The organism is Bacillota bacterium (assembly GCA_012842395.1).
Taxonomy (GTDB): Bacteria; Bacillota; SHA-98; order UBA4971; family UBA4971; genus UBA6256.
Map to the genome: position 1 here is coordinate 183171 of DUSX01000002.1, position 16840 is coordinate 200010.

15 protein-coding genes and 1 tRNA gene are annotated in these 16840 nt (G+C 62.6%); 15 read left to right on the plus strand and 1 reads right to left on the minus strand.

Translation table 11 applies throughout. From position 1 onward, the window contains the following. The first annotated feature begins 138 nt into the window (after positions 1-138). Both radA and disA read left to right on the plus strand, forming a co-directional pair. Positions 139-1500 carry a DNA repair protein RadA gene (gene radA / locus GX515_01055; GenBank protein ID HHY31601.1) on the plus strand — a complete coding sequence of 454 codons (1362 nt, stop codon included), beginning with the start codon at positions 139-141 and terminating at the stop codon, positions 1498-1500. A 49-nt stretch (positions 1501-1549) separates the two neighbouring features. Beyond that, positions 1550-2599, plus strand: a complete 1050-nt coding sequence (gene disA, locus GX515_01060; GenBank protein HHY31602.1) for a DNA integrity scanning protein DisA — start codon at positions 1550-1552, stop codon at positions 2597-2599. Positions 2600-2659: 60 nt separating this feature from the next. Here disA and GX515_01065 read toward each other — a convergent pair whose 3' ends face one another. Then, positions 2660-3055 (minus strand): DUF1573 domain-containing protein, encoded by a 396-nt coding sequence (locus GX515_01065; protein ID HHY31603.1) that lies wholly within the window; start codon positions 3053-3055, stop codon positions 2660-2662. A 565-nt stretch (positions 3056-3620) separates the two neighbouring features. Here GX515_01065 and GX515_01070 point away from each other — a divergent pair. The 13 genes from GX515_01070 to GX515_01130 all read left to right on the plus strand — a co-directional run bounded on the left by GX515_01070 (position 3621) and on the right by GX515_01130 (position 16535). Then, a complete protein-coding gene (locus GX515_01070; GenBank protein HHY31604.1) occupies positions 3621-4097 on the plus strand; it encodes a CarD family transcriptional regulator in 477 nt (158 codons plus the stop codon). Positions 4098-4400: 303 nt separating this feature from the next. Beyond that, on the plus strand, positions 4401-5510 hold the full coding sequence (locus tag GX515_01075) for a PIN/TRAM domain-containing protein (protein HHY31605.1): 1110 nt from the start codon (positions 4401-4403) through the stop codon (positions 5508-5510). A 94-nt stretch (positions 5511-5604) separates the two neighbouring features. Next, on the plus strand, positions 5605-6879 hold the full coding sequence (gene ispD / locus GX515_01080; GenBank protein ID HHY31606.1) for a 2-C-methyl-D-erythritol 4-phosphate cytidylyltransferase: 1275 nt from the start codon (positions 5605-5607) through the stop codon (positions 6877-6879). A gap of 450 nt (positions 6880-7329) precedes the next feature. Beyond that, complete coding sequence (locus GX515_01085) at positions 7330-8082, plus strand: CBS domain-containing protein (protein HHY31607.1); 753 nt, start codon at positions 7330-7332, stop codon at positions 8080-8082. A 157-nt stretch (positions 8083-8239) separates the two neighbouring features. Then, the gene (murA, locus tag GX515_01090; protein HHY31608.1) at positions 8240-9511 is read left to right on the plus strand and encodes a UDP-N-acetylglucosamine 1-carboxyvinyltransferase; all 1272 of its coding nucleotides are present in this window, start codon (positions 8240-8242) and stop codon (positions 9509-9511) included. 392 nt (positions 9512-9903) lie between these two features. Further along, positions 9904-10485 carry a septal ring lytic transglycosylase RlpA family protein gene (locus tag GX515_01095; protein HHY31609.1) on the plus strand — a complete coding sequence of 194 codons (582 nt, stop codon included), beginning with the start codon at positions 9904-9906 and terminating at the stop codon, positions 10483-10485. Positions 10486-10604: 119 nt separating this feature from the next. Next, a complete protein-coding gene (locus GX515_01100; GenBank protein HHY31610.1) occupies positions 10605-12113 on the plus strand; it encodes a cysteine--tRNA ligase in 1509 nt (502 codons plus the stop codon). Beyond that, positions 12110-12532 carry a ribonuclease III gene (locus tag GX515_01105; protein ID HHY31611.1) on the plus strand — a complete coding sequence of 141 codons (423 nt, stop codon included), beginning with the start codon at positions 12110-12112 and terminating at the stop codon, positions 12530-12532. Before GX515_01100 ends, GX515_01105 begins: the two co-directional genes overlap by 4 nt. Further along, positions 12529-13263: an FAD-dependent thymidylate synthase gene (locus tag GX515_01110; GenBank protein ID HHY31612.1), complete on the plus strand. Its 735-nt coding sequence runs from the start codon at positions 12529-12531 to the stop codon at positions 13261-13263. The genes GX515_01105 and GX515_01110 overlap by 4 nt, the downstream gene beginning before the upstream one ends. After that, positions 13250-14086, plus strand: a complete 837-nt coding sequence (gene rlmB, locus GX515_01115) for a 23S rRNA (guanosine(2251)-2'-O)-methyltransferase RlmB (GenBank protein ID HHY31613.1) — start codon at positions 13250-13252, stop codon at positions 14084-14086. Before GX515_01110 ends, rlmB begins: the two co-directional genes overlap by 14 nt. A 4-nt stretch (positions 14087-14090) precedes the next feature. Beyond that, the gene (locus GX515_01120) at positions 14091-15467 is read left to right on the plus strand and encodes a hypothetical protein (protein ID HHY31614.1); all 1377 of its coding nucleotides are present in this window, start codon (positions 14091-14093) and stop codon (positions 15465-15467) included. A gap of 102 nt (positions 15468-15569) precedes the next feature. After that, positions 15570-16226, plus strand: coding sequence for an RNA polymerase sporulation sigma factor SigH (gene sigH / locus GX515_01125; protein HHY31615.1), 657 nt, complete (start codon positions 15570-15572; stop codon positions 16224-16226). Positions 16227-16460: 234 nt separating this feature from the next. Beyond that, positions 16461-16535, plus strand: a tRNA-Thr gene (locus GX515_01130). Positions 16536-16840: the final 305 nt, after the last annotated feature.

Here is a 16840-nt window from a genome sequence, read left to right on the forward strand (position 1 = left end):
CGGCCTGCGGCTGCGGAGGTCGCGGCGGCGCTCGCGAGCGAACGGGTCGACTGACCGGCGGGAGCTCGCAAGCGGTCGTGCGCGGGAGCTCGGAAACGGTCGCGAGCGTGTCACGCGTTCATCAGGAGGGGGCGCGACGTGACGAAACCGAGAACCAATTATGTCTGCCAGGAATGCGGGTACGAAGCTCCGAGATGGCTCGGAAGGTGCCCGGGATGCGGGGCATGGGGGTCCCTGGTTGAGGAGGTCGTGGCAAGACCCCTCGCAGTTCCGGCCGGCGGCGGCGTTGCCGAGAGCTCGCCCGTGCCGATCACTGAGATCGAATCCACATCGGAGTACCGGTTTTCCAGCGGCTCTCTTGAACTCGATAGGGTGCTCGGCGGGGGGATCGTCCCCGGTTCCGTGGTGTTATTGGGCGGCGACCCCGGCATAGGCAAGTCTACTCTGCTCTTGCAGGTATCGAACGCCGTCAGCGCAAGCTTTCCCGTTCTGTACGTGTCGGGTGAGGAGTCAACAAGGCAGATAAAGCTTCGTGCGGAGAGGCTGCAAGTGCACTCAAGAGGTCTCCTCGTGGTAGCTGAGGTGGACCTGGAGAGGATCGAGCAGCACATTGATGAGGTCCGTCCTGGCCTGGTGGTGGTGGACTCGATTCAGACGGTGTACACCCGGGAACTCGGCTCCGCGCCCGGGAGCGTGTCCCAGGTGAGGGAGTGCGCGGGGCGCCTCCTCAGAAAGGCAAAGGAAGCGCAGGTGCCCATCTTCCTCGTGGGGCATGTCACTAAGTCGGGGATGCTCGCGGGCCCACGTGTGTTGGAGCACGTGGTTGACACGGTCCTGTACTTTGAAGGCGAGCGCAACCACAGCTTCAGGGTGTTGAGGGCGGTCAAGAACAGGTTCGGCTCGACCAACGAGATCGGCGTGTTCGAGATGAGTGACTCCGGGCTGGTGGAGGTGAAGAACCCGTCGGAGCTGTTCCTCTCGGGGCGGGTGCGGGAGGTGAGCGGCCTCTGCGTCACCGCGAGCATGGAAGGGTCCAGGCCCATCCTAGCGGAGATCGAGGCTCTGGTCTGCTCAGCGCCTTTTGGAACACCGAGGCGCACCACCACGGGGGTGGACGCGAGCCGGGTCGCCATCATCCTCGCGGTGCTCGAAAAGCGTGCCGGCCTGCTGCTTTCATCACACGACGTCTACGTGAGCGTGGCGGGCGGGGCGCGGCTCGACGAGCGTGCCAGCGACCTCGCCATTGCGTGCGCGATCGCGTCGAGCTTCAGGAACGCCATCTGCGGTCCGAAAACAGTGGTGATAGGGGAAGTGGGGCTGTCGGGTGAGGTTCGAGCGGCGGGCCGAGCGGACGCGCGGATAGCTGAGGCAGCTAAGCTGGGCTTCGAACGGTGCGTGGTGCCGCTTGCCAACGCGAAGGCCCTGAAAGGCGACCGCGGCTTGCGAGTTGAGGGAGTGGCGACGGTCGGCGAGGCTTTGGAGATCGTGCTGGGGGGATAAGTCGGTGCCAGTGACGGATGTAAGACCTTCGGAAGACGTGCTCCTCAAGATGCTGAGGACGGTCGCGCCCGGCACCGTCCTGCGCGAGGGGCTTGACAGCATAATCAGCGCGAGGACTGGCGCTCTCATAGTGGTGGGTGATTCCCCCGAGGTGATGTCGCTTGTTGACGGGGGATTCCGCCTGGACTGTGACCTCACGTCCGCCCGTCTGTACGAGCTGTCGAAAATGGATGGCGCGATCTTGCTAAGCGCGGACGCCCGGAGGATTCTTGTGGCCAACGCCCTGCTCGTGCCGGATCCTACCATCCCGTCGGGCGAGACTGGCACGCGGCACAAGACTGCCGAGAGGGTCGCGAAACAAACAGGTGAGCTCGTCATCGCCATCTCGCAGAAGAGGAACGTTATCACGCTTTACAAAGGCGGAATCAGGTACATGATTCCGGAGACCGGCGTGACCCTGGCTAGGGCCAACCAGGCCCTTCAGACGCTTGAAAAGTACCGCAGCGTAAGGGATCATGCCATGACGGAACTGAACGCCTTGGAGTTCGAAAACTCGGTGACCCTCGGGGACGTTGCAGTGGCTGTGCTCCGCACGGTGATGGTGCGGCGAATCGCGAAGGAGATAGAGAAGTACATCTGCGAGCTCGGAAGCGAGGGCCGGCTCGTCCGGATGCAGCTCGCGGAGCTTGTGGCGAACATCGACGACGAGGGCGATCTGCTCATAGAGGACTACATCGCCAAACCTGACGCCCGTTCCATTGACGCGGCAAGGCGCGAACTCGATGCCGCCCCCCAGGACGAGATCTTGGATCCCGTGGCGATAGTGAAGGCGCTGGGATACTCGGCGGGCGCAGCCGGCCTGGAGACCCCGGTCTCGCCCCGGGGTTACAGGACTCTAGCCAGGATCGGTAGGCTCCCGAAGTCCGTGGCGGACAATCTCGTGGCGAAGTTCAAGAGTTTACAAGGGATTCTCGACGCGTCGACCGACGACCTCGACCAGGTCGACGGGATCGGTGCCGCCCGGGCCCACGCCATAAAGCACGGCCTCCAACGCCTGCGCGACCAGGCCCTTCTTGAGGGCCTGCGACGAGGCTCGTGAAGGCCCCGACCCCGGACCGGGCCGGGAAAGGAACAGTGAGGCCTCGAGTCACTCGGGTCATCAGGTGAGTCCGAAGACGCCAAGGGTCGAGAGCCTGCTGCGCTCTATCTCCATGATGTGTTCCAGGTCGAGATCTAGCAGATCGCACAGCGCTGCCATATAGAACAGCGCCCTGCCGAGCTCACTTTCGACGATCTCTCGGCATTCGGGGCATAGCTTGCCGTCGAGATGGGAAGCGGTGTACTTCCGGAGGTCAGCCAGAGAAGCGTCCGGCGGGAACGTTTGGCGGGAAGCAGATATCTTCACGCAGCCGCAATTCGTGACCGCCTTGATTATCGCGCGGTTGACCCGCGCCGATGCCTCATCGAACTTGGAGATGCAGTCGAGGATGCTTCTGTGCCTTATCAGGTATTCCGAGACCGCCTCTTGAAAGGACGGGACATCAACGTGTTCCACCCGTGTCACCTCGCCTCGCAGAGTGTACCGGAGGAGGCGTCGGCTCTTCCCCCGTTAACTGCCAGCAGTTGCCAGGTTGCCAGCATCGCATCCGAGGACGGCGCCTCAAGCGGAACATGCTTTACCGAGGTCGGGTCTGCTGAAGGCCCACTCCCCGATCAATGAGGTGTCGTCACTTGACAGCTCCGAGCCCAGCGGCCACGACTCAATTATACTGATGCGTTTCTCAGGTTGTCAATGTTACGGGGCGCTTGGAAATACGGGCGGTCTAGCAGGCGGTGGCAACGCTGTCAGCCTATGGTATTCAATTGACACCCTGAAGGCGTCCGTGTTAGAATCAAAAAGCAGGAAGTGCTCATGATTCCGTTGTTGTCCTCCTCTTTGAGTCTTGAGTCTCGCAAGGTCCTGCGGCCAGCGGCAGGCGGTGGACGACGGGCATCGTTCGCATGGCGGCGGTTCTCTTTCGGAGGCTTGTCTTGGTTTTGACGAAACCGTCGGGGCGGGTGTCCGGGTCGGGACTCGGTCCGGGCTGGGGCGGCGACGTGTGATTGGGGGGAACATGGCCGTGTTCAACGTCGGCGACAAAGTGGTCTACCCAATGCACGGGGCTGGCGTCATCGAGGCTGTCGAAGAAAGGGAGGTCCTGGGCGAAAGGCAGAAATACTATATCCTTCGCATCCCGCTTGGTGACATGAGGGTCATGGTTCCTCTCAGCAACGCCCATGAAGTCGGCCTCCGGAGCGTGATAGGCGAGGAAGACGTCAAGAAGGTGTACGAGATACTGGGTGGGGCCAAGACGAAGATGTCCTCGAATTGGAACCGCAGGTACCGCGCCAACCTCGAGAAGATGAAGAGCGGCGACGTATTCGCGGTGGCCGAGGTCGTGAGGAACCTCGCGTACCGTGATCGAGAGAAGGGCCTGTCCACGGGCGAGCGACGGATGCTCGACAATGCCAAGCAGATTCTCGTGAGCGAGCTGGTCGTAGCCCAGGAAGCCGAAGAGGCCGAAGTTCTCAAGGCTATCGATGAAGTCCTGCAATAGCCGCGGACACGCGGGGGAACCTGCTCACCCTTAGGCGCGTTTACAAAGTTTAGACAGGTCGATCCTGATGCTCCGGCTCCGCGACCACCTGGCCGAACGGATAGAACCGAGCCGAGCCGAAATGAACCGTGTGAAGCGTGGGGAGCACCATCACGCGAGAGCCGCGATGCCGGACGACTTGCGAGCGAGGCACGGATATCAGTGGCGCGCAATTCCCATAATAACCCCGACAACCAGCGTGAGATATCGCGGAAGCTCATGCGCCCCCGGAGTCCCAGGGGGCGATCAACTGTCTTGGGCGGGATGGAGGTGAGAAATCGCGTGCTTGACAGGTTAATCCGTCTCATCTTCCTAGTAGGTGGCTCGTTTCTGGGCGTTTTCATGTATCGGATAATGGGGGGAGTCGCGCCAGCGGCCCTCGGAACAGGTAATGAGGCGGCAGTTTTCGTTCTCATGGCGTCGGGTGGCGGACTCCTTGGTCTCCTCGTTGCACCTCTGGCCACCCAGGGTCTGCGCAGAATCACATCGAAGATGGAATCCAACCTTCACAGAACGCCGACTCAAGACCTTGTGGTGGGCGCGTTCGGCGCCATAGTCGGCCTTCTCATCGCAGTCTTGCTGACATTGCCTTTTTCTCAGCTACCTTACATAGGGGTATACCTTCCGATAGGTTTCACGCTCTTCATGGGCTATCTCGGGATGCACGTCGCTGTGAAGAAGCGCGAAGACTTGCTCAACCTCTTCATGGCGGTCCCGCGCTCCGTGGAGCGGGCGGTCAGCACCTCGAGAGAGAGGAGCGGGAGGCACCAAAGCCCGTCTAGCTGCAAAGTGCTTGACACGAGCGTCATCATCGACGGCCGGATCCTAGACATCTGCAAGAGCGGCTTTATTGAAGGGACGCTCATTGTCCCGACGTTTGTTCTTGAGGAACTCCAACGGATAGCGGATTCGTCGGACCCGCTCAAACGTAACAGGGGGCGCAGGGGCCTTGACGTGCTCAACGGCATGCAGAAAGAGGAGGGCATCCAGATCCAGATCGTCGATACGGACCCGGGTGAGGGCCTCGACGTGGATTCGAAGCTTCTGAGGCTCGCCGCAGACCTCGGCGCGAAGATCATCACGAACGACTTCAACCTCAACAAAGTCGCGGAACTTCGGGGCGTCAAGGTCTTGAACATCAATGAGCTGGCTAACGCCTTGAAGCCTGTGGTTCTTCCTGGCGAAGAGATGACCGTGCGCGTCATCCGCGACGGGAAGGAGGTCGGCCAAGGCGTGGGTTATCTCGATGACGGCACGATGATCGTCGTTGACGGCGGCAGGCGGTTCATCGGGGAGGACATCGGGGTGACCGTGACAAGCGTGCTCCAGACCTCGGCAGGCAGGATGATATTCGCGAAGCCCAAGGCCATGTGAGCGGGTGGACCGGGGGAAGGGCGCGGTGGGCGAGGCGGGCCAGGTCTTCTTCGGCCCGTTCCGCCTCCTCGAGAGCTGAGAGGGGTGCAGGTGCGTGAGCGTGTGTGCTTTGATAGCCGCGGCCGGGGCGGGCCGCAGGATGAAAGCTGGGCTCAACAAGGTGTTTCTACCCCTCCTCGGCGAGCCCGTGTTGCGCCACACCCTTCGGGCATTTGAGGAATGTCCCAGTGTCGATGACGTGATCGTCATAGTGGCCCCGGGCGAGGTTGAGTCGACGCTGAGCGTCGTGGGCACTTGGAGCGAGATCTCGAAGGTGCGGAACGTCGTGGCCGGAGGCGCCACGCGGCAGGAGTCGGTCTCCAGGGGGCTTGCCCACCTCGGTGCGGCGTGCGACATCGTGGTCGTGCACGATGGCGCACGGCCCTTGATTCGTCCTCACACGATCTCGCGTGTCGTGGGCGAGGCACGTGCATCCGCAGCGGCGATCGTCGCGGTTCCGGTTAGGGACACGATCAAGACGGTGCGTGGAGGCGAGGTCGTGTCGACGCTTGACCGCGATTCTTTGTGGGCAGCGGCGACCCCGCAGGCTTTTCGGAGGGACCTGATCGAAAGCGCGCACGAGACCGGCACAGGCGGCGGCATTTCGGCGACTGATGACTCAATGCTGGTGGAGAGGACAGGCGTGAGAGTCAAAGTGGTCCAAGGGGAATACGCTAATATCAAGATCACCACGCCGGAGGACCTCGTGATCGCGGAGGCGCTGCTCGCTGCGATGAAGACGAATCGAATCCCGGAGGGCGGACCGGCATCTCTCGTCGAAGAAGGGCCGCAGCTGGCGAAGCTCTGGGCGCGAGGTGCGCCCAACGATGCGGCGGACCACGGGCCATGGGTGAGGGTGGGGATCGGCTTCGACGTGCACAGGCTGACTCGCGGGCGGGCCCTCGTCTTGGGCGGGGTTACCGTGCCTTTCGAACTCGGGCTTGAGGGACATTCCGACGCCGACGTCATTCTCCACGCCATCGCTGACGCTATGTTGGGCGCATGCGCGCTCGGTGACATCGGCCGTCTCTTTCCCGACACTGATCGGGCGTTCGAGGGAATGTCCAGCGCGGTCATCCTTGAAAGGGTCCGGCAGCTAGTGGAAGGAGCAGGCTACGTCGTGGACAACGTGGATGCAATGCTCCTCGCCGAGCGGCCCAAGATAGCTCCTTATGTGGACGCCATGCGGGAGAGGGTGGCTCGCGTTTTGGGGGTGCCTGTAGGCTGCGTGAGCATAAAGGCCACCACCATGGAGGGGATGGGGTTCGTCGGGCGCGGCGAAGGCATGGCTTGTTATGCAACGTGCAGCGTTCGGCGCGTGAAATCGTGACGCTTCAAGCTGACGGCGTCCACGTGGGCGCCGTAGGTTCGCGCTGGCGCTGCCTTGCAGTGTGCAAGCCGGCAAGTCCTGCCGAAGGCTATCGGCCTTGCCATCAGAAGACGGCCCGCCTGCAGTGCGCCCAGTTCGAGTTCATCGCGCAGCCTGGTCGAATTCTCGACGCCCTGTGGTGCAAGCACCGGCAGGCTTGGCGCCCCCAGAAAGAGGGGCGAAGACTCAGCTACTGGAAACAAGGCAAAGACTAACGCGCGAGACTGTTGAACTTCCCCCGCAACTACCAATCTACGCGGCCCCAGCGAAGGCTTTGCGGACTTCAACTGGGCCGAGACGGCATAATGTGGGGAAAACGAACGGTCTTGCGCACCGTCACTTAGGTTTGTTTATGCACAGAATACGAAATGAGCGATCCGGGAGGTAGAACAGGTGACAGTAAAGCGGATAATGAACGCGAATCCGGTGACGGTCGGGCCAGATACGCCCATCGCAGAGCTCCGAAGAGTAATGCTGAATAGCCGCACCAACTTCCTTCTCGTGACCGAGCCTGGCCGGGTGATCGGGATCATATCTGACAGGGATCTCCTCACCCCAGCCCAGGAAGCCTTGGTGGCACGGGACGTGATGGATACGAGGCTCATCAAGGTCTCGGACGAGTGCACCGTTTCGGAAGCGTGTTCATTCCTCGGCGATTCAAGCGCTCCAGCCCTGGTGGTCGTGGATAGCGAGGGCGAGCTCGCGGGGGTCGTGTCCCCGAGGGACATCGTCAAAGGGATGGCGGAGGATGAAGAGGTTACCAAGATCTCGGTGGAGTCCGCGTCCATATACCTCGTCATGACCCGCAGCCGGGAGTACGAGAAGTACTGGCTCGAGAAGGTTCGAGGATACGGGTACAGGGGTGCCATCACTCAGGTCGGTGCCAGCGCGGACCGCCTGGCTGCGAAGCTGCGCGAGAGCATGATCGCCGCTGCCGTCGCCCTTGGAGTGATCTCAGAGGACGCACGCGAAAAGATCGCGGTCTCCAACGCCGTGAGGGACGCTTACATACAGCTTTCCCTCATCAACCCCGGGCTCGGTGGAGGATTCAAGCTGGCTGCTGTGCGTGGGGATGGTAGAGTATCGGTGGCTATCTTCGGACGGTTCGGCCACGCGCTTGTCGACGGCCCGGAGCAGCTAGCCGTCGGCTACAGCGTGATATAGCCCGCGTCACGCTACATTATGTCCGGGAATCGCCGCCGACCCCGTGACATGGGACGTACGCCAAGGTTTTGGCGGTCATCGTGAGCACGGTTGGCCGACTGCGACTGGCCGGCTCGTCGTGCCCCCGTGTGGGAAGCGGAGCTGTGGAGGGGTTGTCGTGGCAAAGCTGGTGGTGACCGGGGGAAACAAGCTTTCTGGTTCGGTTCGGCTGACCGGCTCGAAGAACAGCGCTCTCGCGATCCTCGCCGGGGCGGCGCTCGGGGTCGGAAAGACCGTTCTTGACAACGTTCCCAACTATACGGATACGCTGGTGCAATGCCAGATCCTGGAGGAGCTCGGAGCCAAGATACGGTTCCTTGGGCCAGGCAAGGTCGAGGTTGACGGCTCCAACATCACGAACCATCGACCCTCGTACGAGCTCGTGAGGCGCCTTCGAGCGTCGTTTTACGCGGCGGGGCTGTTGCTGGCGCGTCTTGGGGCTGCAGAAGTTCCATTCCCAGGCGGGGACGTAATAGGCGCAAGGGGGATCAACTTTCATCTCGATGGGTTCAGGGCCCTCGGAGCCGAGGTTGCCGTCGAGCACGGGTACGTCAAGCTGCGGGCGAAGCGGCTGCGAGGGACCAGTTTCTACGTGGGCAAGGCAAGCCACGGCACAACCGTTAACATGTTGCTCGCGGCGAGCCTTGCGGAGGGCACCACCATCCTGGAAAACGCCGCCCGCGACCCCGAGATCGTCGACCTTGCGATTTTGCTGAACTCTATGGGCGCGCGCATACGAGGCGCGGGCACGAGCACCATAAGGATCGACGGCGTCGATCGACTATCCTCAGCGAGACACGAGATCATCCCCGACAGGCTGGAAGCGGGCACGCTCGCCATAGCGGCAGCCATGACGTCCGGCGACGTGACCATCGAAAACGCTGTGCCCGAACACCTCAGGACGGTCATCATTCAGCTTCAGGCGGCGGGAGCTGCCGTCGAGGAATACCAGTCCGTTCTGCGGGTTCGCGGGCCTCAGCGTTGCAACGCCGTGAACGTCGAGACGCAGCCGTATCCCGGGTTTCCCACAGACCTCCAGCCCCAGTTCGTTGCGATGATGACGCGCGCCACGGGAGTGAGCGCGGTTACCGAGACCCGGTTCGAGAACAGGTTCGGCTACGCTGATGAGCTCCGCAGGATGGGCGCGGACCTTCAGGTGGACAGGGACACGATAATCGTGCGGGGTGTCGAGAAACTCACTGGTGCTCCGGTGGAATGTCCCAGGGACATCCGTGGAGGGGCCGCCCTGGTGCTGGCGGGCCTCGTTGCTGAGGGCGATACGGAGATACGTGAGATTCACCACATAGATAGAGGGTACGACCGGATAGAAGAGAAGCTCGCCTCGTTGGGGGCCTGCGTGAAGAGGATCAAGGACGGGGATGATCCGTGAGTCTGCGTCTCTTTGCTTGTTTTCCGGGCATACGAATGCGCGGCAATGCGCTGCGCGCGGCGAAAAAGGCCTCTGTGTCCTTGATGGCGCGTCTCGTGCGCCCGGCCGCAGCTATGCTGGTCATCTGCGGCTGGCTTGCTGTGGTGGACTGGCCATCGTGGGCGGGCGCGATCGCAGGGGCGAGCGCGCGGGAGGCGAGTAGTACGGCGGCGACGACGGTCGCCGGAGCCGGGACTGGGGCCGGGGCTCCGGCCACGGCTGCCGCCGACGTGGCGCCCACGGCCGCGCGTCCTCCCGCGGTTGAGGTCGGGGAGTCGGCAGGCCAGGCCGGGGTGTGGGAGGTGACTGTGAACGGACAGGTCGCGATCCGCATCCGCGCGGGGTCTGGTGGCATGTCTGCTGAAGAGCGGGCGCGCGCCGTTGCCGAGAGACTTCGCAGGGGCCTTGAGTGTGCGGGGCCGGAGGCTGTGAAGCCAGCTATCGTCCGGGGCAGCTTCGCGGTGGCTGCCGGAGACCTGCTCGTTGTCACGGTAGACCCTCAGCATGGCGGGGCGAACGGCAGCTCGTGTTACGACCTAGCGTTGCGATGGGCCAACAATATCCGGGCCGCCTGCGGTGTCTCCGTGCTGAGCGAGAACGGCGGTCATCTCGTGTCCCTCGACGGAGAGAGGGGAAGGACCGTTCTCATCGGGCGTGCCTCCTGGTACGGGGGTCGCTGGCATGGGCGGCCGACGGCCACGGGTGAGGTTTACGACGAGAACAGCCTCACGGCTGCTCACAGGACCCTGCCGTTCGGGACCCTCGTTCGAGTCACGAATCTCTCCAATGGTAAACAGGTCACGGTCAGGATCAACAACAGGGGGCCGTACATCGCCGGTCGTGACATCGACCTCTCGAGAGCTGCCGCCGAGGCCATCGATCTCATCGAGCGAGGAGTCGCCCCAGTGGCAATCGAGGTCCTGAGTGCGAAATGAATTAGGGAGGCCGGACGGTGCGGGAGGAATTCCCGCACCCCTGGCGTATTGGGCAATTCATAGGCCGAGCAAACATGGACTCCACTGGGTCTTTGAGAGATACGGAAGGAGGGACCGAGATGGGGCTGCGCGTGTACAACACGCTCACCAGGACAAAGCAGGATTTCGTCCCTCGCACACCCGGGCGGGTGGACATATATCAATGCGGCATCACGCCATACGATTACACGCACATGGGTCATGCCCGCCAATACGTGTTCTGGGACACGGTCAGGCGGTATCTTAAATGGCGGGGCTTCGAGGTGTTTTGCGTCCAAAACGTCACGGACGTGGACGACAAGATAATCGCCAAAGCGAACGAACGGGGCACCACGCCGGCGGACATCGCCACGCAGTACCACGAAGATTTCCTGGACGTCATGGACAGGCTCGGTGTCCAGAGGCCCGATGTGTTCCCCAAGGTCACTGACCATATACAGGACATCATTCGTGTCATAGCCGGCCTTGTTGAGAAAGGCTATGCTTACCAGGCGGATGGCGATGTGTTTTTCGATGTCGCACGGTTTCCAAGCTACGGGAAGCTCTCGCGGCGGTCTCCCGATGAGATGCTGGCGGGGGCCCGCGTAGAAGTAAACCCGAAGAAGCGGAGCGCGATCGACTTTGCCCTCTGGAAAGCCTCGAAGCCGGGCGAGCCCGCATGGGAAAGCCCGTGGGGCCCGGGGCGCCCAGGCTGGCACATCGAATGCTCCGCGCTTGCACTGAAGTACCTGGGGAGCGGGTTCGACTTTCACGGGGGCGGCGACGAACTCATATTCCCGCACCATGAGAACGAGATAGCGCAGTCCGAGGCCTATACGGGTCAGGAGCCCTTCGCGCGCTACTTCGTCCACCACGCCATGCTCAACGTGGGCGACGCCAAGATGTCCAAGTCGCTCGGGAACTTCTTCGCTGTGCGCGACGTGCTGCGCGAGTACGAACCAGGGGTCATCAGGTATTATTTCGCATCGAGGCATTATCGCAGCCCGGCGAACTACGGTGCCGACGAGCTCGATTCGGCCCGCAGGGCCTACGAGCGCCTGCGCGCCACGTTGGAAGCGGCGAGGCGTTGCCTCGCGGCCCCGCAACGTGGAGGACACGCGGACGGCACAGAGCCCGGCGTAACGCCGGCGGCCTCCGCAGCGCGCGACGAGGCTGCGACTCGGGCGGAAAACTCACCAACCGATGAACTCTCCGAAGCCGCACGCGGGGCACGGGAGAAGTTCATACAGGGAATGGACGACGATTTCAATACCGCTGTCGCGCTCGCGGCGATCCACGACCTCGCGAGGTGTGTCAACGATGTGTTGCATTCAGGCAGCGAGGTGGACCGTTCGGCGCTTCAGCTTGCGGTGGGTGCCATGGAGGAGCTCGGCGGCATCCTCGGCCTGTTCCGCGAGGAGGGAGACGGCGGCACGAGCGGGGAGGCCGAGACCGTGGAAGGCCTTGTAAAGCTCTTGGTGGACGTGCGCGGGGAGCTTCGCGCCAAGAGAGAGTGGGCGCTCGCGGACAGGATACGGGGCGGCCTTCGCGACTTGGGGATCATACTCGAAGATACCCCGTCGGGCACGGTGTGGAAGCGCGAGAGATGACGACACCGACCTCCAGGGCTGACCAAGTGGAGAGGCTCCCCGCAGGCGTGCTGGCTTACGTCGGCGACGCTGTGTACGAGCTCTACGTCCGCGTTCGCCTCGTGCAGGGCGGCCTGCGCGACCTCGACGAGCTGCATAGGGGGGCTGTCATGCGGGTGAGCGCGAAAGCCCAGGCCCGCACCCTGGCGCAGCTAGATACGTTTCTCCGTTCAGATGAGCTGGAGGTGGCAAGGCGCGCGCGGAATGCCCATACCGGCCGTGGCCCCAGGAACGCGGCGGTCCTCGACTACAGGCATTCCACGGGATTCGAGGCTGTGCTGGGATATCTTTACTTATTGGGCCGCGAGGAGCGGCTCCGAGAGGTGATCGAAAAGGCGCTGACCATTGCGGACGCGCCTCCGGGAGGTCCGGGGCAATGAAAGTCGTACTAGTAAGTCACACACCGAATCCCGAAAGGGTCGTGGCGGTCGCGGCGAGGCAGTGCTACTCCGCGCTCGAAGCCGCCGAGCTCACGGAGGGGCTATCCGACGAGAAGGTGGGCGAACTCATTAGGACCATCATCGAGGCGGGACATCTCTCCCCTACTGAGCATGCCTCGTTTACGTTCGCCATTGAGGGCGTGAGCCGAGCTCTCAGCCATCAGCTCGTGAGACACCGCATAGCATCGTATTCACAGCAATCCCAACGCTACGTGAACGAACAGGGCTTTGCCTATGTTGTTCCCCCCTCGGTTGCGGCGAACCCCAGGGCGCGGACGCTCTTCGAACGGCATATGGAGGAGGCTCGCGAGACGTACCGGGAGCTTGCGAAGCTCGTGCCCAGGGAGGACGCGAGATTTGTCCTGCCGAACGCGTGTGAAACGCGGCTCGTGATGACCATGAATTGCCGGAGCCTCTACAATTTCTTCGAACGGCGTCTTTGCGAACGGGCGCAGTGGGAGATACGTGAGCTTGCCAAGGAGATGCTCGAACGCGTCCGGGAAGTCGCGCCGCGGTTGTTTTCATGGGTGGGTCCACCTTGCGAGATGCGGGGCTACTGCCCGGAAGGCAAGATGTCCTGCGGCCGGGTGGAGCAGGCAAGCCGACATCTCATAGCGGCAGCGGATGTCGCGAAGAATAACAGCGGGGCCGGTGGCGATGGGAGAGGGTGAAGTGGGCCGCCCGAGACGAAGTCGGCCCCTTGAAGAAAGCGAACGCGGCAGGCCCGTGGCAGCGCCGGAAGAGCGTGAGCGCGGGGCCACGCTCATGGGCCGCAACCCCGTCATCGAGGCGCTTCGGTCTGGCCGCCCGCTCACGAAGATCATGATCGCTAAAGGGATTGAGCCCGGGTTCGCCACGCTCGTCAGGTCCCTCGCGCGCGGCGCAGGCGTGCCTGTGATAGAAACTGGGCGGTCTGCGCTGGATGCGTTCGTGGACGGGCAGCCTCACCAGGGCGTGGTGGCCGTGGGAGCGGCCGCTAGGTACCACGAGGTGGACGACCTCCTGAAGCTGGCCGAAGGGACCGGGCAGGCGCTCATCGTCGTGCTCGATGGGATTGAGGATCCGCGCAACCTGGGGGCCATCATCAGGACGTGCGATGCCGTGGGCGCAACGGGTGTGATCGTGCCCAAGCGCAGAGCGTGCGGCCTAACAGCCGCTGTGGCTCGCGCGTCCGCAGGCGCGGTGGAGTATGTCCCGTGCGCCAGGACCGCAAACCTCGCACGCGAGGTGGAAAGGCTCAAGGAGCACGGCTTCTGGGTTTTCGGTGCCGATGCGTCAGCCACCACGACCATCTACGAGGCGGACTTCACGGGCAGGGTCGCGCTTGTCATCGGGTCCGAAGGGGGCGGGATATCGCGCTTGCTTGCGGAGAAGTGCGATTTCCTTGTGAGGATCCCCATGGCCGGCCGGGTGTCGTCTCTGAACGCATCGGTCGCCGCTGCGGTTGTCATGTTTGAGGCACTGCGTCAGCGGGAGGCGGCGAGAGGGGACTAACCTTGTGGTGAGGCTCCGTCTTGCTAGAGTTGTCTGCGGAATCATCCTGGTAGGCGCCTGCCTAGTGGCCGGGACGGCCCTCGGTGCGGGCGCGTTCTTTTGTGGAAGCGGAGGACGGGTTGCGCCCGGGGTGTGTCTCGGGGGCCTCGAGGTTGGCGGGGCGACTTCGGCTGAGGTGGCCGACATTGCGGCGCGCGTGGCGGCCCTCGCGAATGAGAAACCGATCGTGCTGATCCACAGAGACCAACGTTGGGAGCGCGACCTTAAGAGTCTGGGTGCGGAGTGCGACCCCGACGAGCTCGCGAGGCGCCTCATGGAAGTGGGTAGGAGAGGGGGCGTGGCGCGGAGGGTGCAGGAGCTCGCAGCGGCTGCCCTGGCCGGGCGGAACGTGGGCGTGGTCACGTACGTGGACGAGGACCGGCTGCTTGAGGCGGTTTTGACCCTGGCCGCGGAGATCAACGTCGAGGCACGGAATGCCACGTTCGACGTGCGGACGGGACGTCCCGTGCCCGAGAGGCAGGGGCGGAGGCTAGACGTTGCGCAGGCGGTAGCACGAATACAGGAGGCGCTGGCCCTCGTGGAGCGCTCCGCAGTATTCCTTAACTCCAGGGATGTGCGGCCTCTCACCACCCTTGGAGACCTCGCGGACCTCGGCATCAGAGAGCTTGTTTCCTCTTACTCGACAACCTTCGATCCCCAGCTTGAGAACAGGGCTCACAACATCCGCCTCGCGTCGGGGCGCATTTCCGGGGTGATGGTGCGGCCGGGGGAGGAGTTCTCATTCAACGAGGTGGTTGGGCCGCGGACACGTGAGTTCGGGTTCCTGGAAGCGCCCGAGATCGTGGAGGACGAATTTAGGCCGGGGATCGGCGGGGGCGTTTGTCAGGTCTCGTCAACGCTGTACAACGCTGCCCTGCTCGCTGACATGAGAATCACAGTGAGGCAGAGCCATTCCAGGCTGACAGGATACGTCCCGCCTGGGCGCGACGCGACGGTCTACTATGGCCGGCAGGATCTCAGGTTCCGTAACACTGGAAAGACGCCCGTTCTCATCCTCTCACAGGTGGTCGGGAACAGGATCACTGTGAGCATATTCGGCGACCGGCCAGAGGACCGGGAGGTGCGCATCGTGGCCTCACACCTGGAGAGCATCGAGCCGGGCGTGCGTGAGATACCAGACGCGGAGCTTGCGGAGGGCGAACGCGTGGTGGAAAGAGAAGGTGCTCCCGGTTGTGAGGTGGTGACGGAGCGGCTCGTGATCGTGGGAGGACGGGTCGAAAGACGGGAGGTGCTCTCGAGGGACAGGTACCGCGCCGAGGACACCGTGATCCGTGTCGGGACGAAGCCTCGCAACACGCCGCGGGGCGCGCAAGAGCGTTGACGCCGTTGCAGCGGCTCGCGGTAGCGGGGCGATTCCTTGACTTGTCCACGAACGGAAGTGTATAATTTCTACGTAGGTCGAGCGACATCACACCAGGGGGCGATGCTAGTGAATGCTGAACCGCAGCGCCAGCCATCTTCTGCGTATGATGACATGCTCGACGAGGAAATTGTCGAGAGTGCGAGATGCGGGGAAAGATCCGCCGAAGAGTACCTGATCAACAAGTACAAGAACTTCGTCCGCGCCAAGGCGCGCTCCTATTTTCTCATCGGTGCTGACCGCGAAGACATCGTTCAGGAGGGCATGATAGGGCTCTTCAAGGCCATCAGGGATTTCCGCAGCGATAAACTGGCGTCGTTTCGAGCGTTCGCGGAGCTCTGCATAACCCGACAGATAATAACTGCGATAAAGACCGCAACCAGACAGAAGCACATCCCCCTGAATTCGTACGTCTCGCTCAACAAACCCATATACGATGAGGAATCTGACCGCACCTTGCTCGATGTGCTGTCGGGCACGAAGGTCACCGACCCGGAGGAGCTCGTCATAAGCAAGGAAGAGTTCATGGACATCGAGTCGAAAATGGGCGAGTTCCTCAGCGACCTCGAATGGAAGGTACTTTCGGCGTATCTGGACGGGAAGTCCTATCAAGAGATCGCGGGCGAGCTACATAGACACGTGAAATCCATAGACAACGCGCTGCAGCGCGTCAAGCGCAAGCTCGAGCGATACATAGAAAAGAGAAACGAAGCGATCTAGTCGGCGGGGACCAATGCCACGGCGCATCGCCGGCGGGCGCGCTCTTGGCTTTGCGCGCGGCCCGCAGTGAGAAACACTCTGGAGGCGCGGATGGCCGTACGTGAGGGATGTGGCTGCCAGATACTGGAGCGGGCCGCTTGACACGGCGGCGGAGACGGGTTAAGATCCTAAGCGGATCGCTCTGAAAGACACCTCCGACATTGGCATGCCGACATGACGCATGCTCGATGTGGTGCCGACGTAGCTCAACGGTAGAGCAGCTGATTTGTAATCAGCCGGTTGGCGGTTCAAGTCCGCCCGTCGGCTCCAGCTATTTTGGGGGTTTCGACGCCAGTATCCGGCATTCGCGGCCCGGGCATGGTGCAAATCGGGTGAAAACGCATTCACCGCGTCACAAAAGCGCAGCTACGAGGGCTGCGCTTTCTTTCTTGGAGCGGCAGGTGCGGGGAAGAGGGTGTCCGTAGTGGCCCCACCTCATCCTCCATTTCATCCAGCACGTGCCCATGCAGATCGAGGGCAATCCCCGTCCCTGAATGCCAGAGACGGGCCGAGACTGTCTTGATCGGCACCCGCGCCGTGATGAGCAAGGCCGCGCTTGTGTGCCGCAGGTCGTG